Below are 25,498 nucleotides of genomic sequence, written 5' to 3'. Positions count from 1 at the left end.
GGCGGCCGGCGGCTCCGGCAAATGTCTTACAATGTGCGCGCGCTGAATTCAGCCGTCTTCATCATCCACGCCTTCAGGACATCATGCAAAAAATGACCCCATCCTTTGTTGCCTCCGCCTTGGCCATCAGCCTGGCGCTGGCTTTCCCCGCCCTCGCGGCCAGCGGCAAAACCGCTGCCGTGGTGCAGGAAGCGCCGCTGCGCGCGCACCTCGCGTTCCTGTCCAGCGATTTGCTGGAAGGGCGTGGCACCGGTCAGCGCGGCGCCGACCTGACCGTCTCCTACCTGGAAACGCAGTCGCTGGCGCTGGGTTTGAAACCCGGCAACGGTGACAGCTATCGCCAGGCGGTGCAGATCGCCGGCGTCAAAACGCTGCCGGCCGAGAGCACGCTGAAGCTGGAAGCGGGCGGCCAGGCGCTGCCGATCAGCTTTGGCAAGGACTGGGTGTTCGCGCCGGGCGACGCGACCGCCGCGCACAGTTTCAACGCCGACTTGGTGTTCGTCGGCTATGGCATCACCGCGCAGGACGAGCAGTGGGACGATTTCAAGGGCGCCGACCTCAAAGGCAAGATCCTGGTCATGATGGTCAACGATCCGCAGCCGAGCGCCGAGCAGCCGAACCGCTTCAACGGCAAGGGCCTGACTTATTATGGCCGCTGGACCTACAAGTTCGAGGAAGCCAAGCGCCAGGGCGCCGCCGGCGTGTTGCTGATTCATACCACGCCAACCGCGTCGTATGGCTGGAGCGTGATCCAGAACAGCTGGTCGGGTGTGGAGCGCTTCCAGTTGGCGGCCGGCACCCTCGGCACCGAGCTGCAGGGCTGGATGACGGACGACACGGCCCGCACCCTGTTCAAGGCAGCCGGCCAGGACCTGGACGCGCTGCGCACCGCCGCCGAGGGCAAGGACTTCAAACCGGTGCCGCTGGCCGCCAAACTGAGCGGTGAGATGAAAGCGGCCGTGCGCAAGGTCGAGCAGTTCAACGTCGCCGCCGTGGTGCCGGGCACCGATCCGAAGCTGAAAGATGAAGTCGTCATTTACAGCGCGCATTACGATCACCTCGGCAAGCAAGGCGATAGTGGGGATACCATCTTCAACGGCGCGGTCGACAACGCTTCCGGCACGGCCGGTTTGCTGGCGATGGCGCAACAGGCGGTGCGCGCACCGGCCAAGCGCAGCCAGATGTTCCTGTGGGTCGCCGCCGAGGAGCAGGGCCTGCTGGGCAGCGCGGCCTACGCCACGGCGCCGCTGTGGCCGCTGGCAAAGACCGCCGCCAACCTGAACCTGGACAGCCTGAATTTTGTCGGCGCCACGCGCGATATCGGCACCCAGGGTAGCGAGCGCACCGAACTGGGCAAGATGGCCGAGGCCACCGCCAAGAAGATGGGCATGCACATCGCCAAGGCCGAACCGGATCTCGCCGGCGGCTACTTCCGTAGCGACCACTTCAGCTTTGCCAAGCAGGGTGTGCCGGCGTTCTCGATCGACGGTGGCCGCGAGTACATCAAGGACCCGGCCGGCTCCAAGCTCAAGGCGGACGCTTACGGCAAGCGCTATCACCAAGTCAGCGACGAGTACGACGCTGGCTGGGATCTGTCGGGCATGGTGCAGATGGCGCAGTACACGCTGAACCTCGGCCGCATGGTCGCCGATAGCCCGAAGCTGCCTGAATGGAAGGCCGGCGACGCGTTCGCCAAGCCGCGCAACGTCAAGTAAGCGCTGCTTGTTCTGCCGGAAAGCAGCCTTCGTGGCTGCTTTTTTTATGGCTGAACCCAATAAAGTTATATCTTGGCGGTCATTATCAGTTTTACCATTGTCGCAATAAAAATATTGGAGACTTCATGAAAACGATTTTGGCCACCTTGCTGCTGACAGCGGGCGCCTGCGCAGGCGCGCAAACTTTGCTGACGAAAAATTTCGCAGCCGATCCATCGCCGCACTTTTTTGCCGGACAGTATGTCGTCTACGCGACCGACGATCAAAACAATTCGGGCAAGTATTGGGACTCGACGTCATGGCGGGTGCTGACGTCTCCCGATTTGAAGAGCTGGAAGGATCATGGCCCGATTTTGCCGGCCAGTATCTTCAAGTGGGCCAGTGCGGACGCCAAGGCGTGGGCGCCGGAAGCGGTCGAGCATGGCGGAAAATACTATTTCTTCGCGCCGGTGGGTGGCAAGCAAATCGGCGTGGCCGTCAGCGATAGCCCGATGGGGCCGTTTGTCGACCTGATCGGCAAGCCCTTGGTCGAAACGCCGCGCGACGCCAACGCGGGCGACGAACCGATCGATCCGGCGGTGTTTATCGATAAGGACAAGCATATCTATTTGTACTTCGGCACGCGGGTGCCGAAGGTGGTCGAGCTGTCGGCCGACTTGAGGAGCGCGGTGGGCGGCATCAAGAATGTGGCGGTGGACAAGTTTCCGGCCAAGACCGCCTATGGCGAGGCGCCGTTCCTGCATCAGCACAAGGGCGTGTATTACTTCTCGTTCTCGACCGGCTGGCCGGGGCAGATCGTCTACGCGACCGGCAAGTCGCCGCTGGGGCCGTTTGAATATCGGGGCGTGCTGATCGACTTCCTGAAGATCTCGACCAATCACCAGGCGATCCTGGAGCATGACGGCAAGACGCTGCTGTTCTACCACGACAACGTATTGCCGGGCGGCGGCGACCATCGGCGCTCGATCCTGTTGCAGGAGATCGACTACAGCGCCGACGGCAAAATGCACCGTAAATAAAGCCCGCGCGGGCCGTTAGCGATCAGCCCGTGTAGAAAAAGTGGACCTGACCCCGGGCTCGCTGGCGAACACGAACAGCGCCACCAGCGGGAACACCAAGCCCGCCCACAACACGCCGCGCCATCCGTGCGCGGCGAACATCCAGCCGCCCAGCGACGAGCCGATCGCGCCGCCCATGAAGAACAGCGCTATGTAGAGCCCGTTCAGGCGCGCGCGGATCTCCGCAGGCAGCGCGAAGATCGCCCGCTGCCCCGTCACCAGACTGGCCGAGACGCCCATGTCCAGCAAGATCGAAGTGAGCACCAGCACGCCCAGGTCGACGATGCGGTCGGCGTGTATCGCCAGCGGCAGCAGGAACGCCATGGCCGCCAGCGCGAACGCGATGAACGTGGTCGACAGGCTTTTACCCTGGTCGGCACGCTTGCCCGCGATCGGCGAGGCAACCGCGCCGGCGATCCCGACCAGTGCGAAAATGGCGACGCCTGTCTGGCTGAGGTGGAAGTACGGCCCCGTCAGCTCGAGCGATACGCTGGTCCAGAACAGGCTGAAGGCGCCGAACATGCAGGCCTGGTAGGCGGCGCGCCGGCACAGGATCGGGGTGCTCTTGAGCAGGTGCCACATCGAACCCAGCAGCTCAAAGTAGCGCAGGCCGGAGTTCGGATGGCGCTGCGGCAGCCGGGCCCGCAGCAGGAAGGCGAGGGCGGTGGTGGTGACGGCGGAGATGAGGAACACGGCATGCCAGTTCAAGGCGTCGGCGATCAGGCTGGCGACGGGACGGGCGAGCATGATGCCCATCATCAGGCCGCTCATGACCTTCCCGACTGTTTGGCCGCGCGTTTCGGGCCGCGACATGTGGGCGGCGAACGGCACGACGATTTGCGCGGCGACGGTGCCGAGGCCGATGCAAAAGGCGGCCAGCAGGAACAGTGTCGGATCGCTGATGGCGGAGGTGGCCAGCAAGGCGACCGCGCTGGTCAGCAAAGCGATGAAGATCAGGCGCCGGTTTTCCACCAGGTCGCCGAGCGGGGCGATAAACAGCAGTCCGACGCAATAGCCGACTTGCGTGAGGGTGACGATCAGGCCGGCCGCGCTGGGGGCGAGGCCGGTGGCGCGGCCGATCGGGCCGATCAGGGTTTGCGCGTAATACAGATTGGCGACGATCAGACCGGTCGCGACGGCGAATAGCCAGACCATGCCGGGGGAAAGATCTTGCTGGGCGTGGGACTGGCTCACGTGACGCTCCTTCATTTTGCAGGCCGCGATTTTACCGGCGATTGCAAAATGCTGCTGAGCGTGATTGATTTTTCGGACCGAGCTATGCCCTGAATACACGTAGGGCGGATTAGGCGGAACGCCGTAATCCGCCATCTATGATCCGTCGACGGCGCATGCATGGCGGATTACGCTGCGCTAATCCGCCCTACGTGGATCCCCGTGAAATCTACAACCCGTGGCCTTAAATACCCGCCTCTGCGCGCTTCAGCGACTGGTGCACCTCGGCCGTGATTTCGTATGAACGGAGTCGGTGCTCGTGCTCGAAGATCTGCGAGGTGATCATCAGCTCATCGGCGCCGGTGCGGTTGATGAACTCCTGTAACTGGCGGCCGACCGTCTCCGGCGCGCCGATCGCGCTGCACGACAGCACGGAGTCCAGCATCGCGCGTTCGGGCAGGCCCAGCGACTCGAGATAGCCAGGTTGCGGTGGCTGCAGCCGTGACGGCTTGCCGGTGCGCAGGTTGACAAAGGCTTGCTGCATCGAGGTGGCGCGCAGGCGTGCCTCCTCGTCCGTGTCGGCGGCGAAGACGTTGAAGCCGAGCATGACATAAGGCTTGGCCAGTTGCGCCGACGGCTGGAAGTTGGCGCGGTACAAGGTCAGCGCTTGCATCATCATCTGTGGCGCGAAGTGCGAGGCGAAGGCGAACGGCAAACCCATGTGCGCGGCCAATTGCGCGCCGAAGGTGCTGGAACCCAGTATCCACAGCGGCACCTTGGCGCCTTTGCCGGGCACGGCCAGCACGCGCTGGCGCGGCGCATCGGACATGTAATCTTGCAACTCCAACACGTCCTGCGGGAAAGCGTCCGCGTCCGTTTCCAGGGTGCGGCGCAGTGCGCGCGCCGTGATCTGGTCGGAACCGGGCGCGCGGCCCAGTCCAAGGTCGATGCGGCCGGGGTAGAGCGCTTCCAGCGTGCCGAACTGCTCGGCGATCACCAGCGGCGCGTGGTTGGGCAGCATGATGCCGCCGGCGCCGACGCGGATGGTCGATGTGCCGCCGGCCACATGCGCCATCACCACCGCGGTCGCCGCGCTGGCGATGCCCGGCATGCCGTGGTGTTCGGCGAGCCAGTAGCGCTGATAACCCCAACGCTCGCCGTGCTGGGCGAGGTCGAGTGTGTTGCGGAACGATGCGGAAGCGCTGCTGCCTTCGGCGATCGGGGCGAGGTCGAGTATGGAAAATGGAATCATGAATAATATATCGGGCCAACCCCACAGGTTTCAATGAAGCCCTTGGCGCGCATGTGGTTTTACCGTGTTAAAGCGCCAATATATTTATATTTGCACAGCTTTTTTATTATTTCCCTGCTATTTAAGTGTGTTTAATTTGCCGACACGGGCGCCAAATGTCACAAAAAAGTTTTCTCCAACGCTTTCCTGATTTACCATAGGAAACAGTAAAGCGCCACGCCGAGCTGCTCCCATCCCTCTTAAATAATGTTATTTCGATGGCATCTCCTGCTATCGTCGGGAATTCGCATGCCTAAGAAACTTGTCATCATGTTTGCGTTGTTGCTCAGCCTTGTCAGCCAGGCGGCATTTGCCGCCGGCGTGAGCGAGACGAGTTCGCAGCGCCGTGGCCAGCTGTACCGCATCACCCATGAAGGCAAAGTCAGCTATTTGTTTGGCACCATTCATGTCGGCAAGGACGGTTTTTATCCGCTCGATGCCGAGGCATCGCGGGCGTTGCTCGATTCTAATACCTTGGTCCTCGAGCTCGATATTCGTCAGGATTTGCCTTTCCAGAAGGCGTTGGCGCGTCATGGCCGTTATCCGGACGGCGACATCGTGCAGAACCACCTGAGCCCGGCCACCTTGAACAACATGGTCGCCGCCTTGGCCAAGGCTGGCTTGTCGCTGCAATCGGTGCAGCACTACAAGCCATGGCTGATCGCCAATCTGCTGGTCGGGACGGAGTTGGATACGCATGGATTCCAGCGCAGTCAGGCGGTGGAATACGCGCTGCTGGCCGCCGCGCAGAAGCAGGACAAGAGCGTGCAGGAACTGGAGAGCGCGGAATATCAGCTGGGCCTGTTCGACATGCTGGACGCGCGCCAGCAAGAGCAGTATTTGGTGGAAAGCCTGGCCGATCTGGCGAGCGGTTCGTCGCTGAAAAAATCGAAGGCGTTGATCGACGCATGGAGTTCAGCCGACGCGCCAGGCATCAAGGCCGCGTGGCAATCGGCCACCACCGGCGATTCGATCTCCGCCGGCTTCATGCAGCGCGTACTGCTGGGCAAACGGAACCCTGAAATGGCCGCCAATATCGAGCGCATCATGCAGCAGGACAAAGTCGCCTTTGTCGGCGTTGGCCTGCTGCATCTGGTGGGTGATGATGGCCTGCCGCAGTTGCTCAAGCGGCGCGGCTATCAGGTCGAACAGCTGTATTAAGCAACTGTATTAATACGGCGTGAGGGTGCCGTTGTTGTAGCGGACCCGGTCACCTATTTTGTAGCCAGGCATGGAGTCGACCACCACCAGTTGGCTGCTGCCGTCGTCCATCTTTACGGTGACGCGGTATACGCGGTCGGTTGGCGAACCGCCCATGGCGCCACCTGCCGCCGCGGCGCCCACTGCGCCAGCGCCAACATCCTGACGCTGCATCTGGTCAATGGATTGCACTGTTCCATACGAGGTTTGCGCGGAGCTGGTGTCTCCGGCACTCGCGATGCCGCCCGTCGTGCCGGCGCTGCCCATCGCCCCCGTGCTGCCTGTGCTCCCCATGCTGCCGGTCCCGGTTCCCGCGGTGCTGCTGCCGGTTTCCCCGGTTCCGGTACTGCTTGGACTGCTGGTTCCGGCAGTGCTGGACGCTGCCGTGGTGCCCGGCGCCGTATAGCCAGTGTTGGCACTCGACGAACTGTCGGACGTCCCGTCCGAAGCGCACCCGGCCACCGCCGCCATGCATAAAACTGCAACCCATTTATTTTGCTTAGTGATGTACATTTTTCGCCTCCCCGTTGGTTAATCAAAGTGGGCCAGCCACTTGGGTGAGAGCGACGCGATGCTTATTTGTTCCTGCCTATCCCGTCACAATTGATGTACATCAATTGAAACATGCTACCCGCAGACAATAATTGTTCGGTATCACTTTAAAGGACATCGATATGTTGACGCGCGTGACAGACACTATTATCGAAGAGTTAATCACTCTAGCCTGTGGGGAAAAGCAGGATCCCCGCTGCAGGCATTTGCTCACTCATGCATTGCACGGACTGGTACGCGCGGCCCAAGCCGAGCAATTGCAGCAAATGCGTTTGGATGTGGAATCGGCGACCGGGTGCGGGAGAAGCTTTTCCGCCGATGTCAGCCCTGCTGATGTCAGCCCCAACCTTAAGTTTGCGTCTGGATACGGAAACGCGTCCACAAGGCCCACATGACCAGCGAAGTCAGGATGGCGGCGTTGCAGTCGACCAGCCAATCGGAAATGGCGCCGTGGCGGTAGGGCAGGAAGCTTTGCACGACCTCGTCCACGGCGCCCATGGCCGCGATGGTGAGCACGGCTTTGCCTGCACGTTGCATCGGGCTGCCCGTGCCGCCCGTAAAGATCAGGAAGGCCAGGCCGGCGTACGCCATCGAGTGCAGGATGACGCCGGATGCGACCTCGCCGATATCCTTGCGGGCGCCGGGAATCGAGCCGAAGATCAGAATCAGCAGATACAGGAAGATGGCGGTTCGGTAGCGCAGTTTGGCGTGCGATGAAGTCAGAAGTAGTTGCTTGATCATAAACCAGACAATACCACGCACTGCGAGAAATGGGGAGTGGTGCACCGGGTTCCCGGTGCACCTTTCTTCAGTCATGCCTATCGGTTGCATGTACTTAAGATGTAATGAGTATAGGGCGGCAATATGACGCGGCTATGACAAAACACAATACGAGCGAAAAAAGGGCAAAAAAAAGCCCGCTGGTTAAAGCGGGCTTAAAACTATTTTCTTGGAGGAGAATAGTGGAGACAGGTGTAATTATGGGACTCCACCAGATATGTGTCTAATTGTTGTTTCAGATACCAGACATCAGGCAGGCGCATAACTCTGTATTTATCGCCATTTATTTGACGGGGACGGTGTAATTCAAGGCCAGCCGGCCGCCGTCCACATACAAGGTTTGCCCGGTCATATAGCTGGCGTCGTCGCTGGCGAGGAAGGCGGCGATCGACGCGACTTCCTCCGGCTCGCCGCAGCGGCCCATCGGCGTGCGCGACAAAATGGTGTTGCGCGCTTCCGGGCTGGACATCACTGCCTTCTTTGCCAGTTCCGTCAGGATGGTGCCGGGACCGATGCCGTTGACGCGGATGCCGTGCGGGATCAGGTTGAGCGACATTACCTTGGTCAACTGATTGATCGCGCCCTTGGATACCACATACGGCACCTGGTTCGGGATCGCCAGTTCGGCGTTGACGCTGGACATGTTGATGATGCAGCCGCTTTGGTGCTTGACCATCTCGCGCGCGACCGCCTGGCCGCACAGGAACATCGATTTCAGGTTGATGCGCAGGACACGGTCGAAATCGTCCTCGGTGACGTCGAGGAAGTCGGCGGCGTGGGTGACGCCGGCGTTGTTGATCAAAATGTCGATACGGCCGAAAGCGGCCATGGTGGCGGCGACCAGCGCGTCCACATCGGCCTTCTGGCTGACGTCGGCGGCGAAGAAGCGGGCCTGTTCGCCCAACGCGGCGGCGGCTTGCTCGCCCTCCGGTTTGATATCGACCAGCATGACTTTCGCGCCTTCGGTGATCAGGCGTTGGGCGCACGCCAAGCCTATGCCTTGGGTGGCGCCGGTCACGATCGCGACTTTTTGGGATAATTTCATAGGAGTGCTTTCTGAGCGTTCTGGGATGGAGCGCAAATTCTAACAGCCCGGTGGGGGCGCGTTACAATAGAGGGTTTGCAACAGATTAAAAGGTGCGTCGTGAATTTCATCAACAAATTGTCTGCCGCGTGGACGGCCAACGACTCCCTGCTGTGCGTGGGCCTGGATCCGGACATGGCCAAGCTGCCGGTCCAGTTCCAGAACGACCCGCAAGGTATTTATCATTTCTGCCGCGAGATCATCGACGCGACAGCCGACCTGGCCTGCTCGTTCAAGCCGCAGATCGCTTATTTCGCGGCGCTCAGCGCGGAAGACCAGCTGGAAAAAATCTGCGCCTATGCGCGCGAGAACTATCCGCATATCCCCGTGATCCTGGACGCCAAGCGCGGCGACATCGGCGCCACGGCGCGCCAGTATGCCCGCGAAGCCTACGACCGCTACGGTGCCGACGCCGTCACCGTCAGCCCGTATATGGGTTCGGATTCGGTGGAGCCGTATATGGAGTGGGCCGATCGCGGCATTATCGTGCTGTGCCGTACCTCCAATGCGGGCGGTTCGGATCTGCAGTTCCTGAACGTCGACGGCAAGCCGCTGTATCAGCATGTGGCGCGTCTGGTGGCGGAAAAGTGGAATGCCAACGGTCAATGCGCGCTGGTGGTGGGCGCGACCTTCCCCGAGGAACTGGCGCAGGTGAGGGCGATCGTTGGCGATATGCCATTGCTGGTGCCGGGTATCGGCGCCCAGGGCGGCGACATCGCGGCCACGGTCAAGTCCGGTAAGACGGCGGCTGGCGCCGGCATGATGATCAACTCGTCGCGCGCGATTTTGTACGCCGCGCCGCAGGCCGGTGAGGATTTCGCTTCGGCAGCGCGCCGCGTGGCGCTGGAGACGCGCGACGCGATCAATTTGCATCGCGGTTGAGGCCATGGAGCGTGCAGTTCGGGGAGACACGTAGGGCGGATTAGCGCAGCGTAATCCGCCATTGCGTGCGCCGCCGAGACGCATGCAATGGCGGATTACGGCGTTCCGCCTAATCCGCCCTACGGTTTTTCTGTTTCCTCGGCCGGCTTCGCCAGGCGCGAGGCGATGAAATCCTCAAACCCTTTCTGCACCAATTCGTAGGTCTTGTCGATGTTGCCGGCGACCTCGCCACCGAGTGCCTTCAATCCTTCCAGCACGTCGCGCGCCTCGCCGAAGCCCTGGTCGACACCCTTTTTCAGGGTGTCGACGAACTTGTTGAGCAACGTCTCCTCATCCACACCCGGGTTCTGCTGCTTGAACGCATCGTAAAATGCCGTCGACAGCGATACAATGCGGCTCGCGGTGCCTTCCGGCGTATTGTCCTGCGACATGGCGTTCTGGATGGCGTTGTCGCCGAACTGGTCCTTGAGCGCCTCGTTAATGCCGGTCAGCGCCGTTTTCAGCACGACCGACATCGGATCGTTGGACGATTTCAACGATACCGTCAAAGAAGCTTGTACGATGGAAGCGTTGAGTTGCGCCTTGGCCTTGGCGCCGACCGACATCGTGCTCTCGTCCTTGGCCTGGACGTCCTTCGCCTGGAGTGGTGCGGCCTTGGCGGCCGTGCTGCCTGATGTGACTGAGACGGGAGTAGCCATGATGTTGCTCCGGTTGGAATACCATTGAATTATCGGCAGTTTTTAGAATAACTGTAGCACCCCTGAATGCGCCTCTATGACCACACAGACTTTTCTCTGGCACGACTACGAAACTTTTGGCGCGCAGACGCGTCGCGACCGCCCGGCGCAATTCGCCGCGATCCGCACCGACGCCGACCTCAACGAGATCGGCGATCCGATCATGTTGTATTGCAAGCCGGCCAATGACTTCTTGCCTGATCCGCAATCTTGCCTGATCACCGGCATCACGCCGCAGCAGTGCCTGGAATGGGGCGTGCCCGAGCATCAGTTCGCCGCCACCATCGAGCAGGCGTTTTCCAAGCCGGGCACCGTCGGCGTCGGTTACAACACGATCCGTTTCGACGATGAAATCACCCGCTTCATGTTCTGGCGCAACCTGATCGACCCATACGCGCGCGAATGGCAGAACCAGTGCGGCCGCTGGGACCTGCTGGATGTGGTGCGGATGACCTATGCGCTGCGTCCGGAAGGCATCGAGTGGCCGAAGAAGGCCGACGGCAAGCCCAGCTTCCGGCTGGAAGATTTGGCCAAGGCCAACGGCCTGCTGCACGAGGCGGCGCACGACGCGCTGTCCGACGTACGCGCCACCATCGCGCTGGCGCGCCTGATCAAGCAGAAACAGCCGAAACTGTTCGACTTTTGCTTCGCGCTGCACAAGAAGGACCGCGTGGCCGACGAGATCGGCATGCATCTGGCGCCGCAGCTGCGCGCGCCGTTCCTGCACGTGTCGGGTATGTTCCCGGCCGAGCGCGGCTGCATCGCGCTGGTGTGGCCGCTGGCGACGCATCCGACCAACAAGAACGAAGTCATCGTCTGGGATTGCACCTACGATCCGACCGAGTTGTTCACGCTGGATGCGGACACGATACGCACGCGCATCTTCACGCGCGCCGACGCGCTGCCGGAAGGCATGTCGCGTTTGCCGGTCAAGAGCATCCATCTGAACAAATCGCCGATGCTGGTGTCCAACCTGAAGACGCTCTCGCCGGCCATGGCCGCGCAGTGGGGGATCGATCTGGAGCAGGGCAAGGCGTTCGCCGCGTTGGCTGCCGCCGGACGCAATATGGATATCGAGTGGGAGCAAGTGTTTTATCGTCCGCCCGGCGCGGAACTCGATGTCGACGAGGATTTGTATAACGGTTTTATCGGCAAGGAAGATCGCCGTCTGCTGGAGTCCCTGCGCAAGGAGGCGCCGGCGAAGTTGGCGGTCGCTTCGCCTTCGTTCGACGATCCGCGCCTGGTGGAATTGCTGTTCCGGTATCGCGCGCGCAATTTCCCGGAGACTTTGTCGGAGCCGGAGATGGAGCACTGGGAGCAGCATCGGGCGGCGCGGTTTTACGATGGGGCCGGCGGTGCGCGCAGTATCGATCAGTTCTTCGGCGAGATCGATCATCTGCAGCAGGATGCGGATGAGCGGGCCGAGCAGATTCTGGCCGAGCTCTACGAGTACGTGGAGTTGATCGCTCCGGCGCAGTAGGCGGAGCCTGGCGGATTACGCCAGCTCTTCCTGCACCACCTGATTGCGGCCCAGCTCCTTGGCACGGTACAGCGCGGCGTCGGCGGCGGCGATCAGGTCTTGTTCGTTCTGGTGGGGCTGCAATATCGCGACGCCGAACGAGGCGGTGATGTGCGGCAGCGGCGCGCGCATGTCGCTGAACACCACCGCTTGCTGCATCCGCTCGCACAAGCGTTCGGCGACCGCCAGCGCCACTTTGCGCTGCGTGTCCGGCAGCAGCACCATCATTTCCTCGCCGCCGTAGCGCACGGCGAAATCGGTCGGGCGCAGCGCGCCGCTGAGCACCTGCGCGGCCGAGCGCAGCGCTTGGTCGCCGGCCAGGTGGCCATGGCTGTCATTGAAACGTTTAAAGTGGTCCAGATCGATCATGATCAGCGCCAGCGGCGAATTCGAGCCGTGCGCGGTGGTGATCATCGTCGGCAGCAAATCGTTGAGCCAGGCGCGGTTGTACAGGCCCGTCAGGCCGTCGATCATCGATAGCTGACGGTAGAACTCGCCCAGTTTCTGGCGCCGGCGCAACTGCGCGTTGGCGGCGCGTATGCGGAACGACAACAGGCGCAGCAGATTGCGCGCCAGCACGTTCGATTCGTCAATTAATTGCCAGACGATCTCCGCTTCGATCACCAGCACGTCGCTTTCCTCCAGCGCGGTGATGCTCGACAAATTGGCTTCCTCGTCGAGCACCGATTGCTCGCCCACGCTTTCGCCCGGCAGGATCTTGCTGACCGTGCCGTCGGCCATGCCGGTGCGGGTGTCGGTGGCCACCGACAGCGCGCCGCGCAGCACGATATACAGCCGCGCCTTGCTCGAGTCCGTGACCGCTTCGTCCGCTTCCAGCCGCATGACGGGGCAGTGCGCCAGCAATTTGGCGATGGCGGCGTCGTCATTCGCGTTGCGTAACAACTGCAAGTCGCCGATCTGGTGGCTGGAGGCGCCGAAGGTGCTGATTTGTTTCAAGATAATCTTTCAATGGCGCAGCGATTTGTGCTGGCAGGCATTCTTATGACACTCAAACATCATACCCAAACGAGGGGGCCGGGTCACGTAGTTGTTGCGCGTTGTGGTGTGGAGTGCTTCAATATTGCCATTGCTATCAAGACGGAAAACCTTATGACTTATATCGATGCGCTCGGCACCGAGCACCCGGCGGAACCGAATGCGCGCATCGTCTCGCTGGTGCCGTCGATTACCGAGCTGCTGTGCGATCTCGGGTTGGCGCAGCAGCTGGTGGGACGCACCGGTTTCTGCATCCATCCGGCCGATGTTGTGCAAGCCATTCCCAAGGTGGGTGGCACCAAGGATGTCAACATTGAAAAGATACGCAAGCTGGCGCCGACGCATCTGGTGGTCAACATCGACGAGAACGAAAAGCCGACCGTCGAGGCCTTGGCTGAGTTTATTCCCAATATCGTCGTGACCCATCCGATGCGGCCGCGCGATAACCTGGCGCTGGCGCGTTTGATGGGAGGCGTGTTCGGCAAAGTCGAGGCGGCCGAGCGCTGGTGCGCGGCGTTCGAGGCGGAATATGCGTTGTTGCAGGCTGCGCCGAAAGGGCCGCCGCAGACGATGTTGTACTGCATCTGGCAGGACCCGTGGATGACGATTTCGCGCGATACCTATATCGCGCGCATGCTCGAGGAGATCGGCTGGAGCGTGCCGGATATGGGCGAGGTGCGGTATCCGCAATTCGCGTGGTCTTCGGAGCTGGTGGCCGGCGTCGACGGCGTGCTGCTGTCGAGCGAACCGTATCGATTCACGGAGGCTCATGCGTTTGCGCTGGAAAAGCAGCTGGGCAAACCGGTGCTGCTGGTCGATGGGGAAATGATGTCGTGGTATGGCAGCCGGTCGCTGCAGGGGCTGCGGTATTTGCGCGAGCTAAGCCAGGCATAGCCGATGCACTGTGAACCAATCTGAACTACGTAGGGCGGATTAGCGCGAAGCGCGTAATCCGCCATCGTTGAGCCGCCGACGGCGCATGCATGGCGGATTACGCTACGCTAATCCGTCCTACGTGTCTCCTCGAGGGCTACTCGGTACGAAGCCGGAATTACTCGTCTTCGTCCGTATCGGCCGTGGCCACGACCGGATCGGCCGCGTGGCGCTTGTCCTTGTCGTGCAGGCGGCCCAGGGCGCTGTCGAGCGCGCGTTTGAGTTTGTCGGCGGCGCCGCCGATCGACTGGTGCAAGGTGGCGGCGTGATCGCTCACGGCGATCGGCTTGTATCCGGTAACCCGGGCTTCCATCAGGACGCGGTTGTCGCCGTCCACTGATTTTTGACCCACATTGTCGCTCAAGTGCACTTCCACGCTGGTGATCTGCTCACCAAAGCGATGCAGCGCGTTGCTCACGACTGATTGCACATGCTCGTCCAGACCTGCGTTGCGATCGATGGTTTTGTCGGAATTAATATTGATCTGCATATGCTTGCTCCTGTGTTGTTGAACTGCGAATCCATATTACTCCTTTTTGCCTTAGGTTCTCGTTAAGTAGCTAACCGTTGATGAGAGACGCTGCAATATTGATGGAAAGACCGAGAATCGCCAGGTTGTAGAAGAAGCACAGCACCGATTGGCCCAGCACCACCTTGCGCAGGCGCCGGCAGCGCACCGTCACGTCCGAGGTCTGCACCGCCACCGAGATCGTGAACGAGAAATACAGGAAGTCCCAATAGTTCGGCTTCAGGTGGCGGTCCGGGAAGCCGAGCGCCGGTTCGCCGCCGGGGTGGGTGTAATACAGGTGCGCATAATGGGAGCAGAACATCACGCCCACCATGAACCAGGAGCCTGTCAACGTCAGCACGACGAAGCCGTAGTGCATCGCAAGATCGGCATGCGGGGCGTCCTTGAGCGTGGTCAGCTGCGAAACGATGGCGGCCAGGCTGATCATCACGGCGATCGACAAGGTCGCCAGGATCACCGGCCCCTTCTCGTCCTGGCGGCAGGCAGCGCGTTTGATGTCGTGCTGGTCGGCACGCAGCATCATCCAGCCCATCGTCGCCAGGTAGATCCAGACCGTCACGTCCCACGCCGTCAGCACGCGGCTGAGCCAGCGCCAGTGGCCGGGCAGCAAGGGCAGCACCACCGCCCCGATCACGACGGCCAGGGTCAGGTGCGGGCGGCTGTGTGCGATCTTGGGCAGGAACTTCGACAGGAGCGTCATTTTTTATCCTCGTGCGGGAAACGGTCCATGCGCGACAGGACCGGGAACAGCCAGGCCCACAGTCCCGTCACGGCCAGGGTGGCGGCGCCGCCGAACAGGATGGCGCGCGTCAGCCCCATCCAGCCGGCGGTGACGCCCGATTCGAACTCGCCCAGTTCGTTGGAGGCACCGATGAACACCGAGTTGACCGCGCTCACGCGTCCGCGTATCGCGTCCGGCGTTTCGTATTGCACCAGCAGGTGGCGCACGTAGACGCTGATCATGTCGCCGGCGCCCATCAGGAACAAGGCCACCAGCGCGACAATGAAGGTGGAGGTGGCACCGAGCACCAGCGTACCCATGCCGAACACGGCCACGCCGCCGAACATCCACATGCCGACCCGGCGCGTGATCGGGAAGAAGGCCAGTGCGATCGAGCACAGCGCGGCGCCGGCGCCCGGGGCGGTACGCAGCATGCCCAGGCCGGTCGGGCCGACGTGCAGCACGTCGTGCGCCAGCGCCGGCAGCAGCGCGGTGGCGCCGCCGAACAGCACGGCGAACAGGTCGAGCGAGATGGCGCCCAGCACCACGGGCCGCGAGCGCACGAAGCGCAGGCCCTCGAGCACCGTGTGCCAGGTGGCCGGTTCGCGGTTGCTCGGCTGCTTGACCGATTTGACCATGCACATCATCACCACGGCGGCCACCAGCAGCGCCGAGGAAATCACATATACCGTTTTCGGCCCGGCCAGGTAGAACAGGCCGCCCAGGGTCGGCCCGAGGATCACGGCCACGTGGAAGCTCGACGAGCTCAGCGCGACGGCCTTGCTGAAGCTTTCCGGCGGCACCAGGTTGACCAGGATCGCCTGCGTGGCCGGCCCCATGAAGGCGCGCGCGCTGCCGAACAGCACCAGCACGGCAAACACGGGCCACACGGTACTGAGGCCGGCCATGGTAAAGGCCAGCAAGGTCAGGCCGCACAGCAGCTGGGCGGCGAGCGCGATGGCGATCAGGTTGCGGCGGTCGTAGCGGTCGGCGGCGTGGCCGGCGATCAGGATCAGCAGCAGGAAGGGCGCGAACTGCGCCAGGCCGATCAGGCCGAGGTCGAACAGATTGTGCGTCATCGAATACACCTGCCAGCCGATGGCGACGTTTTGCATCTGGACGGCAAGGGTGGCGAGGGTGCGGGCGCTGAGGTAGAGTGCGAAGTTGCGGTGACGCAGAACGCTGAAGCCATTGCCAGCGCTTGAAGGGGCGGAACTGTCGGACATTGGGGCTTTCTGGGAGCGGGGTCCTGGGACTCCGCATCCCAGTCCGCTCCCGGTTGGATGCTGTTACGGTTTGTTGATGTCGGCTTCTGTGGTGAAGGCGTCGGCGTAGAATTCCTCCTCCGGCAGGCGGCATTGCGCGACAAAGTCCTGCTTGGCCGAGTCGACCATCACCGGCGCGCCGCAGGCGTACACCTGGTGGCCGGACAGGTCGGGCAGGTCGGCCATGACGGCCGCGTGCACGTAGCCGGTGCGGCCGCTCCAATTGTCTTCCGGCAGCGCGGCCGAGATCACCGGCACGTAGGTGAAGTTGGGCAGGATCGCTTCCCATTGGCGACACAGCGCGTCCATGTACAGGTCCTGCGGGCGGCGCCCGCCCCAGTACAGCGTCATCTGGCGCTGCGAGTCCTGCGCGCGCAGGTGCTCGACGATGGCCTTGATCGGCGCGAAGCCGGTGCCCGAGGCCAGCAGCACCATCGGCTTGTCGGTATCCTCGCGCACGAAGAAGGTGCCCATCGGGCCTTCGAAGCGCAGGATGTCGCGCTCCTTCATCGTGGTGAACACCTGGTCGGTGAACAGGCCGCCCGGCAGGTGGCGGATGTGCAGCGCCAGCGGCTGGTCCTGGTCCGGCGGCGACGCCAGGCTGTAGCTGCGGCGCTTGCCGTCGCGCAGCATGAATTCGATATACTGGCCGGCGCGGAATTTGAGCGTCTCGTTGGCGGGCAGCTGCAAGGTCATCACGACCACGTCCGGCGCCACTTTTTCCAGCGTCGCGACGCGCGAGGGCATCTTGCGGATAGGATAGTCGTCGCTGCCGGCCACCTCGCGCGCTTCGATCACCAGGTCTTCGTGCGCGGTGGCGCAGCAGAACAGCGAGTAGCCGGCCGCTTCGTCCGCCTTGCTCAGCGCGCGCTCCTGGTGCGCCTTGTGCGTCACCGAGCCGGACAGGACCTTGCCGCGGCAGGAACTGCAGGCGCCGTTCTTGCAGCCGTAGGGCAAGCCGACACCGGCGCGGATGGCCGCCGCCAGGACGGTTTCGTCTTCCTCGCAGCTGAATTGGTGGCCGCTAGGCTGTACAGTAATTTGAAACGTCATACAATCCTTCAGATGAAAAACATCAAGCTAATCAATCACAAACACCATTCCCAGGCATTCAACCGGCCGCGTCTTTTGATCGTCGGCTGCGGCGACGTCGGCATGCGCCTGGTGCCGCTGCTGCGGCGCCATTTCCGCGTGTTCGCCACCACCAGCCAGCCCGAGCGGCGCGCCGAACTGCGCGCGCTGGGCGCCGTGCCGCTGGTGGCCGATCTCGACCATCCCGCCAGCCTGCGGCGCCTGGCCGGACTGGCGCAATACGTGGTGCACCTGGCGCCGCCGCCCGCCGAGGGCGCGCTGGACCGGCGAACGCGTAACCTGACCGCCATTTTACCTGAGCAAGGCCGCATGGTTTATGTCAGCACCACGGGGGTGTACGGCGACTGTGGCGGCGCGTTGTTTGACGAGAGCCGTCCGGTGGCGCCGCGCAACCCCCGGGCCACGCGCCGTGTCGACGCGGAGGGCGTGCTGCGGCGTTGGGCGGTGCGTGCCGGTTCGAACTTGTCCATCCTGCGCGTGCCGGGGATTTATGGGGCCGAGCGGCTGCCGATCAAGCGCTTGCAACAGGGTACGCCGGCCTTGCTGGCCGCCGAGGACGTTTATACCAACCACATCCATGCCGACGACCTGGCCACGATCATCGTCAGCGCGCTGTTTGGTGGCTTGCCAAACCGTATCTACCATGCGGTCGACGACAGCGACATGAAGATGGCGGAGTACTTCGACGCGGTGGCGGACGCTTTCGGCATGCAACGGCCGCCGCGTTTGCCGCGTGCGGAATTGCAACAGGTGATCACCCCGGCGCTGTTGTCGTTCATGTCCGAATCGCGCAGGCTGAGCAATGGACGCATCAAGCGGGAATTGGGCGTGCGGCTGCGCTATCCGACGGTGGCGGGAATGCTGGCGCAGATGTGACGGTGGCGGGCGGCGGGAGTGTAAGGCGGGCCGCCCGGTTACCGTTTATTTCTTTTGCTGGACCTTGCGCAACTGCTGCTTGCGTTGCGTCTGATTGCGGTTCTGTTTCGCTTCGTAGAGCGCGGTGGCGTCTTTCTTCGCCTGTTCCAGCGTGCGCATCTCTTCCTTGTGGTCGTGCGCGACAAAATAATCGGCGTCCTGGGCGTCAACCACCAGCTTGATCGCCGCCGCATCGTCGAGGTCGTAGATCTCGTGTAGCAGGGTGGTTACCTCATCGAGGAATTCTTCGTAGGTCATGAGCGCCTTAGTGTTGTTGAATTGCGGTTGTCGGTCCGGCCGGAGGCGGGAAAAACGTCATTTTAAACGACCAGATCATGTCGAGCGTTGCTACCCGCACATAGTAGCGGTGTGCCGCTTGTAGTTGCTCGGCGAAAAGGTGTAAAAAGATAGGGAGACTTATACCAGTGCAAGCCCTATGTCAGCTTTCTGTGTCAAACTATCAAGATGACTTGCTTGACGCGCATCAAACAAAGCAGGGCTTGATGCGATATCGTTGTCATTACTAAGAGGAGCTCGCGTATGCCAGCCACTTTGCATCCGACGAAAGAGCAGGTTCGTGCCTACATGCAGCTGCGTGAGTGCGCCCGCCGTCCTCCGCCAACGCCCGAAGAAATTCGCCGGCAACTGGGCTGGGGCTGCTCGTCCAGCAATCCGGGTTTCGGATCGGCGTCGACCATTTTCCTGCCAAGCACCATTGCGCAACTGGCCACCTTGATGGCCGTCGAATGGTGTTTTCTGGCCTCCGGCCTCAGCCGCTCTAACTGAGTTGCTACAAAACTTTACAATGTTTTATACCCTTTCTTGCAACAAATTTCTTCCTAGCATAAGAAATGGGTGTAAAATCTATCAAAATCTCACACAAAAATAGCTCGGGTTAGCCGTTCGTTAACAAAAACGTGTATTATCGCGGCTAGGCACTAAAAACCGGCATAAAAGTTCGCGTTTTGTAGTGCTTCACTGGTAATTGAGCTAAAAATTTTATTTACCCATGTGTCGTTTTTTTGCGAAAGCGGCCACGAACCTACTTAAACATTATGTCTATCAAAGAAATCACCGCCTCCCCGACCTACAATCCGAACCGCGTCCTCGACGCCATCATCGAAAAGCTGCAACTGAAAAACGATGCTGCGTTGTCGCGCGCCCTGGAAGTAGCACCTCCAGTCATCAGCAAAATTCGCCACAATACCCTCCCGATTGGTGCAACCATCCTGATCCGTATGCACGAGATCAGCGATTTCAGCATCCGCGAGCTGCGCGAACTGATGGCGGCCTGATAGGCGACCAACAAAAAAGACAACGGCGCGCACCTCACGGTAACGCGCCGTTGTCTTAGGTGGGTCCGGTTTTGATCGGCCCCGCCGGGGTTCTTTTACGCTGACGTACTGATCGTCGTGCCGATGCGCTGGCCGTTGCTGTTGACGGTGGGCGCGGTTGCTGCCTGCTGAGGCGGCGGTGGCGCCGCTTGCTCGGCAGGCTTGGGCGCGGCCTGGACCGGCTCCGCCTGGCGCGGTGGCGGCGTTGATTGGACTGCGGCGCTGTTTGAGGCGACTGAATTGATGGCCATGATGAGCTCCCGGGACGTTGGAGTTCAGAGTATGCCACTTTTTTAATCATGCCGCCGGTTGGTGTTGCTTATGTTGATGGCAACGCCGGCAGCGCGTAGGTTGTTGGCGGACCGGAGATGGCGGATTACGCTTCGCTAATCCGCCCTACCTGGTTCAGATCACGCTTGGTGCTCCGGCCGCCGGTGGCTTTTTAGCTCAGGGTCGGACGGCCGCTGAACAGGCCAGGCTGGTTCGGGACCTTGGCGGCTATTGCCTTTTCCGGGCTGCCGCAAAAAGCGACTTTCTCTTCAGGAGAGCCGCAAAACGCGTTCGCTTGTTTCTCTGGGGAGCCGCAGAAGGCGTTGGCTTGCTTCTCCGGGCTGCCGCAAAATGCGTTGGCTTGCTTCTCTGGGGAACCGCAGAAGGCGTTCGCCTGCTTTTCCGGCGAGCCGCAGAAAGCGTTGGCGTGTATTTCAGGCGAGCCACAGAAGGCATTTGCTTGCTTTTCTGGCGAGCCGCAGAAGGCGTTGGCGTGCTTTTCTGGCGAGCCGCAGAAGGCGTTGGCTTGCTTTTCGGGCGAGCCGCAGAAGGCGTTGGCCTGCTTCTCGGGCGAGCCGCAGAATGCGTTGGCCTGCATTTCGGGCGAACCGCAGAAGGCATTGGCTTGGGTCGCGCCTTCGAAAGCACGCTTTGCCGGACGCACATAGTCCTCGCCGAATTCCGCTTCGTACAATTCCTTCATGCGCTGCCCGATGCGCGCCAGCGCCGCTTCGTCTTCCTCACCGCGCATGCCGACATACGGGAAATGGTGCAGGAAGTAGCCGAACACGGCCTCGCAATCGGCGGCGTATTTCATCGTATCGAGAATATGGTAGTGCCAGAACGTGTCCACGTCGACCAGCGGCGCGGTCTGTTCGTGGGGGTATTTTTTCATCAGCGTCAGGAAGCGGCGGTATTCCAGCTCGATAGCGTTAACATGTTCCAGCGACCAACCTTCGCCGGATTCTTTATGCATCAGCTTGACCTTGATTGGGTCCAGATCCAGGGCGTTGATGACGTTCATGGACATCTCCTCTTGATTGATACGGGTTAAAAAAACGTTACGAAGCAATTGATTTTTGCTTAACTTTGGCTCTTCACGTTTGATATTTATCAATGTTTCTGAGGAAATTCCTACAATCCGCTGACTTCTCCTAGCCAGCGACGGGGTAAACCGGAGGGGGTCAAGCGATGACGTTGGCGGTCAAGTGGCCGGTGTCGTTGATGTCGGTCAGATCGTCGTTGGAAGGCGGTGGGACGTGGTCGATCGGCACCGAGATGGCGACCGTGGTGCCGGCGTTGGGACTGCCGATGATGGAGCACACGCCTCCGAGCAGGCTGATGCGCTCCTCGATGCCGACCAGGCCGAACGATCCGACCTTGTTGCGATTGCTCGCCCGCATGCCGACGCCATTGTCGGTGATGGTCATGCTCAGCATGCCGCCGGCCTGCCGCAATTCCACCCGGACCAGGCTGGCGTGCGCGTGCTGGACGATATTGCTCAGCGATTCCTGCAGCACGCGGAAGAAGGCGGTGGCGCAATGGTCGTCGATGCGGATGTCGCGCTGGTGCTCGATCAGCTCGCACACCATGCCGGAGCGCTGGCGGAACTGGGCGATCTGCCATTCGACGGCCGCGTTCAGGCCCAGGTCCAGCACGTTCGGCCGCAGGTCGTTGATGATATGGCGCACGCTTTTGATGGTGCTGTCGATCTGGCTGAGCGTACTTTTCGCGCGGGCGTGCAGGCGCGGATGGCGGTGGCGGGTACGGGTGGCCAGCATGTCCGCCTCGATGCGCAGCACCAGCAGGTTCTGGCCGAGGTCGTCATGGATTTCGCGCGCGATGCGCTTGCGCTCCTGCTCCTTGATCTGGTCCGCGTGCGCGGCCAGCCGGCGCAGCTTATGGTGCGACTGTTGCAGCTTGGCCTGGCTGTCGCGCAATTCCTTGGTCATGACCTTAGCCATCTTGATCGCCCGCATGCGCGACGACGACAGCGTGTGGATCAGCAGGTAGAACAGCAGCGAGCCGATAAAACCGCTCAACATGGCCAGCCACGGCAGGAACAGGTCGAAGCGGCTGGACCAGGCCGCCTTGGGCGCGCTGAAGTGGGCATGCCACTGGCGGCCGTTGAACGTCAGCGGCAGCACGATGCCGAACTGGTCGGCCGAGCGCACGTTCTCGCCGCCGTTGACCTTGTTGTCGAACAACAGGGAGGGGGCCGACGCGGCCGAGGAGCGGTCGTTGCTTTCGCCGCCGTCGTACAGGCGCAGGCGCACGTCGCGCACTTGCATCTGGTCCATCGCCAGTTGCACCAGGCGCGGTACGCTGAAGCCTATCCCGACCGAACCCCGGTAGGCGGCGCGGCGCTCCTGGGTGGTGGTCAGCGGCATATCCTTGTTGTACAGCGGCAGCCGGATCGCCATGCCGCCGCCCTGGCCGAAGCTGTCCATGTCGATCTGCTTGCCGGAGGTGCTGATTTCGCCGGTGTCGCGCGCGTTGGCCAGCGCCTGCGCCACCGCCGGCTTGTGCGTGATATCGAGACCGACCCGCCAGCGGAACGCCGCGATCGGCTCGATCATGGTGATGACGGAATAGTCGGCGCGGCGGCCGGTCGGCTGGATCACGTAGTCGGGATAGCCGTTGGCGGTGCCGTCGCCGCTGCGGCGCGCGACCTTTTCGAAATCCCCGCGCTGCGCTTCGGTGATGTACTCCGCGTAATTGATGCTGACCAGCGCGGGAAACTGGGTCGCCAGTTTCAGTCCGCGCACGAAGCGGTGGAAGTCTTCGCGCTCGACCTTGCCGCTGGCGTCGAAGTAGCTGGCCGTGGCGCGCAGCACGTCGGCATAGGTGTCGATGCGCGAGCTGATGTGGTACTGGGCGTTGCGCGCCTGGTGCATGAAGCGCTCGCCGGCGTCGTATTCGACCATTTTATAGGCGGCAACATAGCACAGCGCGCCCACGCCCAGGGACAGCATGACCCCCGCCCACCAGACGGATTTTGGCGGGGAAAACATTTGTCGCTGCGCGAGAAGTACCTCCATTGCGATTGCCTTTCAAGCAACTTCAGTGGTCGCCACTTTACTTGAATATAGAAAATATTACTAATGCTAGTCAAGTAAATTTATAAATAATGCCATTTATCCTGAGGAGTGCCCGAGTGCGGGAACGAAAAAAAACCGGCGCCTCCTTGCGAAGGGCGCCGGTTTCTGAGGGCTTAGTCGTCTTATTTGGCGACGAAGCTGTCTTTTAGCGTCACGATGCGGTTGAACACAGGTTTGCCCGCGCTCGAGTCGACGCGGTCGGCGACAAAGTAGCCGTGCCGTTCGAACTGGAAGCGCTGGTCGGGCAGGGCGGCGCTCATGCCCGGTTCCAGATAGGCGGTCACCACTTCCTTGGCGTTTGGATTGAGCAGCGACAGAAATTCCTTGCCGCCGGCATCCGGCTGGGCGTCGGTGAACAGGCGGTCGAACAGGCGCACTTCGGCTTCCAGCGCGGTGGCGGCGGAGACCCAGTGGATGTTGCCCTTGACCTTGTAATTGTCCGAGCCCGGCGTACCCGACTTGGAGTCCGGGAAGTAATTGACATGGACAGCGACGACTTTGCCGTTGTCATCCTTGTCGACACCGGTGCATTCGGTCACGTAGCCGTGGCGCAGGCGCACGCGGCTGCCCGGCTTGTCGTCGATCGGCGGGTAGTAGCGGAAATAGCCCTTGCTCGGCACTTCCATGAAGTCCTCTTCCTCGATCCACAGCTCGCGCGTGATCGGGAAGGTGCGCACGCCCATTTCCGGGTGGTGCGGGTGGACCGGCGACGTGCATTCCTCGCTCTGGCCTTCAGGATAGTTGTCGATGATCAGCTTGAGCGGGCGCAGCACGGCGGTGGCGCGCGGCGCCTTCGGATCGAGATCCTCGCGCAGGCAGCCTTCCAGTGTGCTCATGTCGATCCAGCCGTCGGACTTGGTCACGCCGATGCGCTCGCAGAACAGCTGGATCGCTTCCGGCGTGTAGCCGCGCCGGCGCAGGCCGACGATGGTCGGCATGCGCGGATCGTCCCAGCCGCTGACGATGCCGTCCTCGACCAGCTGGCGCAGCTTGCGCTTGCTGGTGACCACGTAGGTCAGGTTCAGGCGCGAGAATTCGTACTGGCGCGGCAGCGGCAGCTTGAAGAATCCGCCCTCGGCCAGGGTTTCCAGCAGCCAGTCGTAGAACGGGCGGTGATCCTGGAATTCCAGGGTGCACAGCGAATGCGTGATGTTTTCCAGCGCGTCCGAGATCGGGTGCGTGTAGTCGTACATCGGGTAGATGCACCAGGCGTCGCCGGTGCGCACGTGGTGGGCGTGGCGGATGCGGTAGATGGCCGGGTCGCGCATGTTCATGTTCGGCGACGACATCGCGTCCTCGCTGATCTTGGCGCGCAGGATGTGCTCGCCGTCGGCATATTTGCCGGCTTTCATGTCGCGGAAGATTTGCAGCGATTCCTCTTGCGGACGGTCGCGGAACGGCGAATTCTTGCCCGGCGTGTTGAAATTGCCGCGATTGGCCGCCATATCGTCGGCCGACTGGCTGTCGACGTAGGCATAGCCCTTGCCGATCAGGTACTCGGCCATCGCGTACAGCTGGTCGAAGTAGTCGCTGGCGTAGTGCAGGTGGTGCTCGACGCCGCCGTCGGCCTTCGGATAGTCGTAGTCGAACCCCAGCCACTTGACGCTGTCGATGATGGTGTCGACGTATTCCTGCTCTTCCTTGGCCGGGTTGGTGTCGTCGAAGCGCAGGTTGCAGCGGCCCTGGTAGTCGCGCGCCAGACCGAAGTTCAGGCAGATCGACTTGGCGTGGCCGATGTGCAGGTAGCCGTTCGGCTCCGGCGGGAAGCGGGTGATCACGCTGGGCATGCCTTCGCGCACGTGGGCGCCGGCGGCCAGATCGTGTTCCACGATCGCGCGCAGGAAATTCGAAGGCAGGGCGGGTGCGGGGCTGTTTTTATCGTTGCTCATCTGAAAAGTGGGCTTTGCAAGAGTTCGTGTAAAGGGCATTTTACCGTATCCCCTCCGTGGGCTGAGGGGAAATGCTGCGTCGCGGCGGCCGGGCCGGGATGGGCGCTGGTGCGACGGGTATAATTCGCCTTTAATTGTTTCGGCACATGGCCGCGGAGTTTCCAAAATGGAAAATCACTACAACACGCTGGGGATCGCGCCCAACGCCACCGAAGACGAGATCAAAAAGATATACCGCTCGCTGGCAATGCGCTTCCACCCGGACCGCAACCAGGCGCCCGGCGCCGAGGCGCGCTTCAAAAGCATCACCAAGGCTTACGAGATCCTGTCCGACCCGGTCAAGCGCGAGGAATACAACCAGAGCGTCAACCACCGCATCATCATCGATTCCGAAGCCGAAGCGTACCAGTTATGGCGCTCGGTCTTCAACCTGCACGGCACCGTGCTGCCGCCAGCGTAATA

The 25,498-nt window shown here is 61.7% G+C and carries 26 protein-coding genes; 10 read left to right on the top strand and 16 right to left on the bottom strand.

What is annotated here, in order from left to right; all coding sequences use genetic code 11:
• Positions 1-83 precede the first annotated feature (83 nt).
• Complete coding sequence (locus tag NHH73_24635) at positions 84-1,715, top strand: M28 family peptidase (GenBank protein USX25728.1); 1,632 nt, start codon at positions 84-86, stop codon at positions 1,713-1,715.
• Positions 1,716-1,840: 125 nt separating this feature from the next.
• Positions 1,841-2,734 carry a family 43 glycosylhydrolase gene (locus NHH73_24630; GenBank protein ID USX25727.1) on the top strand — a complete coding sequence of 298 codons (894 nt, stop codon included), beginning with the start codon at positions 1,841-1,843 and terminating at the stop codon, positions 2,732-2,734.
• Positions 2,735-2,749: 15 nt separating this feature from the next.
• Here the strand turns inward: NHH73_24630 and NHH73_24625 are convergent, their stop codons facing one another.
• Positions 2,750-3,928, bottom strand: a complete 1,179-nt coding sequence (locus tag NHH73_24625; GenBank protein USX29700.1) for an MFS transporter — start codon at positions 3,926-3,928, stop codon at positions 2,750-2,752.
• A gap of 262 nt (positions 3,929-4,190) precedes the next feature.
• Complete coding sequence (locus tag NHH73_24620; protein USX25726.1) at positions 4,191-5,198, bottom strand: LLM class flavin-dependent oxidoreductase; 1,008 nt, start codon at positions 5,196-5,198, stop codon at positions 4,191-4,193.
• A gap of 288 nt (positions 5,199-5,486) precedes the next feature.
• Between NHH73_24620 and NHH73_24615 the strand changes: the two genes are divergently transcribed.
• The gene (locus NHH73_24615) at positions 5,487-6,398 is read left to right on the top strand and encodes a TraB/GumN family protein (GenBank protein USX25725.1); all 912 of its coding nucleotides are present in this window, start codon (positions 5,487-5,489) and stop codon (positions 6,396-6,398) included.
• Between the two features lie 9 nt (positions 6,399-6,407).
• On the opposite strand, the gene NHH73_24610 is transcribed toward NHH73_24615, so the two are convergent.
• The 3 genes from NHH73_24610 to NHH73_24600 all read right to left on the bottom strand — a co-directional run bounded on the left by NHH73_24610 (position 6,408) and on the right by NHH73_24600 (position 8,814).
• A complete protein-coding gene (locus tag NHH73_24610) occupies positions 6,408-6,950 on the bottom strand; it encodes a hypothetical protein (protein USX25724.1) in 543 nt (180 codons plus the stop codon).
• A 387-nt stretch (positions 6,951-7,337) separates the two neighbouring features.
• Positions 7,338-7,730, bottom strand: a complete 393-nt coding sequence (locus tag NHH73_24605; GenBank protein ID USX25723.1) for a VanZ family protein — start codon at positions 7,728-7,730, stop codon at positions 7,338-7,340.
• Positions 7,731-8,052: 322 nt separating this feature from the next.
• Entirely contained in the window at positions 8,053-8,814 is a 762-nt protein-coding gene (locus tag NHH73_24600; GenBank protein USX25722.1) for an SDR family oxidoreductase, read from the bottom strand.
• A 99-nt stretch (positions 8,815-8,913) separates the two neighbouring features.
• Between NHH73_24600 and pyrF the strand changes: the two genes are divergently transcribed.
• A complete protein-coding gene (gene pyrF / locus NHH73_24595) occupies positions 8,914-9,735 on the top strand; it encodes an orotidine-5'-phosphate decarboxylase (protein ID USX25721.1) in 822 nt (273 codons plus the stop codon).
• A gap of 119 nt (positions 9,736-9,854) precedes the next feature.
• Here the strand turns inward: pyrF and NHH73_24590 are convergent, their stop codons facing one another.
• Positions 9,855-10,433, bottom strand: coding sequence for a DUF5610 domain-containing protein (locus tag NHH73_24590; GenBank protein USX25720.1), 579 nt, complete (start codon positions 10,431-10,433; stop codon positions 9,855-9,857).
• A gap of 76 nt (positions 10,434-10,509) precedes the next feature.
• Between NHH73_24590 and sbcB the strand changes: the two genes are divergently transcribed.
• Positions 10,510-11,952 carry an exodeoxyribonuclease I gene (sbcB, locus tag NHH73_24585; protein ID USX25719.1) on the top strand — a complete coding sequence of 481 codons (1,443 nt, stop codon included), beginning with the start codon at positions 10,510-10,512 and terminating at the stop codon, positions 11,950-11,952.
• A gap of 15 nt (positions 11,953-11,967) precedes the next feature.
• On the opposite strand, the gene NHH73_24580 is transcribed toward sbcB, so the two are convergent.
• Positions 11,968-12,948 carry a GGDEF domain-containing protein gene (locus NHH73_24580; protein USX25718.1) on the bottom strand — a complete coding sequence of 327 codons (981 nt, stop codon included), beginning with the start codon at positions 12,946-12,948 and terminating at the stop codon, positions 11,968-11,970.
• Positions 12,949-13,101: 153 nt separating this feature from the next.
• Here NHH73_24580 and NHH73_24575 point away from each other — a divergent pair, with 153 nt between their 5' ends.
• Complete coding sequence (locus tag NHH73_24575; GenBank protein ID USX25717.1) at positions 13,102-13,881, top strand: helical backbone metal receptor; 780 nt, start codon at positions 13,102-13,104, stop codon at positions 13,879-13,881.
• Positions 13,882-14,038: 157 nt separating this feature from the next.
• On the opposite strand, the gene NHH73_24570 is transcribed toward NHH73_24575, so the two are convergent.
• The 4 genes from NHH73_24570 to NHH73_24555 all read right to left on the bottom strand — a co-directional run bounded on the left by NHH73_24570 (position 14,039) and on the right by NHH73_24555 (position 17,488).
• Positions 14,039-14,410: an HPF/RaiA family ribosome-associated protein gene (locus NHH73_24570; protein ID USX25716.1), complete on the bottom strand. Its 372-nt coding sequence runs from the start codon at positions 14,408-14,410 to the stop codon at positions 14,039-14,041.
• Between the two features lie 70 nt (positions 14,411-14,480).
• Positions 14,481-15,149: a DUF1345 domain-containing protein gene (locus NHH73_24565; protein USX25715.1), complete on the bottom strand. Its 669-nt coding sequence runs from the start codon at positions 15,147-15,149 to the stop codon at positions 14,481-14,483.
• Entirely contained in the window at positions 15,146-16,396 is a 1,251-nt protein-coding gene (locus NHH73_24560) for an MFS transporter (protein USX25714.1), read from the bottom strand. The genes NHH73_24565 and NHH73_24560 overlap by 4 nt, the downstream gene beginning before the upstream one ends.
• A 63-nt stretch (positions 16,397-16,459) precedes the next feature.
• Positions 16,460-17,488, bottom strand: coding sequence for a CDP-6-deoxy-delta-3,4-glucoseen reductase (locus NHH73_24555; protein USX25713.1), 1,029 nt, complete (start codon positions 17,486-17,488; stop codon positions 16,460-16,462).
• Positions 17,489-17,500: 12 nt separating this feature from the next.
• Between NHH73_24555 and NHH73_24550 the strand changes: the two genes are divergently transcribed.
• A complete protein-coding gene (locus tag NHH73_24550) occupies positions 17,501-18,403 on the top strand; it encodes an SDR family oxidoreductase (GenBank protein USX25712.1) in 903 nt (300 codons plus the stop codon).
• Between the two features lie 45 nt (positions 18,404-18,448).
• Here the strand turns inward: NHH73_24550 and NHH73_24545 are convergent, their stop codons facing one another.
• Positions 18,449-18,700: a hypothetical protein gene (locus NHH73_24545; protein ID USX25711.1), complete on the bottom strand. Its 252-nt coding sequence runs from the start codon at positions 18,698-18,700 to the stop codon at positions 18,449-18,451.
• Between the two features lie 282 nt (positions 18,701-18,982).
• Here NHH73_24545 and NHH73_24540 point away from each other — a divergent pair, with 282 nt between their 5' ends.
• Entirely contained in the window at positions 18,983-19,228 is a 246-nt protein-coding gene (locus NHH73_24540; protein ID USX25710.1) for a hypothetical protein, read from the top strand.
• A 269-nt stretch (positions 19,229-19,497) separates the two neighbouring features.
• Positions 19,498-19,737, top strand: coding sequence for a hypothetical protein (locus NHH73_24535; protein ID USX25709.1), 240 nt, complete (start codon positions 19,498-19,500; stop codon positions 19,735-19,737).
• A gap of 95 nt (positions 19,738-19,832) precedes the next feature.
• Here the strand turns inward: NHH73_24535 and NHH73_24530 are convergent, their stop codons facing one another.
• The 4 genes from NHH73_24530 to NHH73_24515 form a co-directional block, all read right to left on the bottom strand.
• Positions 19,833-20,027, bottom strand: a complete 195-nt coding sequence (locus NHH73_24530) for a hypothetical protein (GenBank protein USX25708.1) — start codon at positions 20,025-20,027, stop codon at positions 19,833-19,835.
• 191 nt (positions 20,028-20,218) lie between these two features.
• Positions 20,219-21,070 (bottom strand): hypothetical protein, encoded by an 852-nt coding sequence (locus NHH73_24525; GenBank protein ID USX25707.1) that lies wholly within the window; start codon positions 21,068-21,070, stop codon positions 20,219-20,221.
• Between the two features lie 160 nt (positions 21,071-21,230).
• A complete protein-coding gene (locus tag NHH73_24520; GenBank protein USX25706.1) occupies positions 21,231-23,060 on the bottom strand; it encodes a CHASE domain-containing protein in 1,830 nt (609 codons plus the stop codon).
• Positions 23,061-23,269: 209 nt separating this feature from the next.
• Positions 23,270-25,036, bottom strand: a complete 1,767-nt coding sequence (locus NHH73_24515) for a glutamine--tRNA ligase/YqeY domain fusion protein (GenBank protein ID USX25705.1) — start codon at positions 25,034-25,036, stop codon at positions 23,270-23,272.
• 166 nt (positions 25,037-25,202) lie between these two features.
• On the opposite strand from NHH73_24515, the gene NHH73_24510 reads away from it, so the two are divergent.
• Entirely contained in the window at positions 25,203-25,496 is a 294-nt protein-coding gene (locus NHH73_24510) for a J domain-containing protein (protein USX25704.1), read from the top strand.
• The last annotated feature ends 2 nt before the right edge of the window (positions 25,497-25,498 follow it).

This window comes from Oxalobacteraceae bacterium OTU3CINTB1, from assembly GCA_024123955.1.
In the GTDB taxonomy this organism is placed as follows: Bacteria; Pseudomonadota; Gammaproteobacteria; order Burkholderiales; family Burkholderiaceae_D; genus Rugamonas.
Note: the sequence above shows the minus strand (reverse complement) of the source record. Positions and strands in the feature narration are given on the sequence as shown.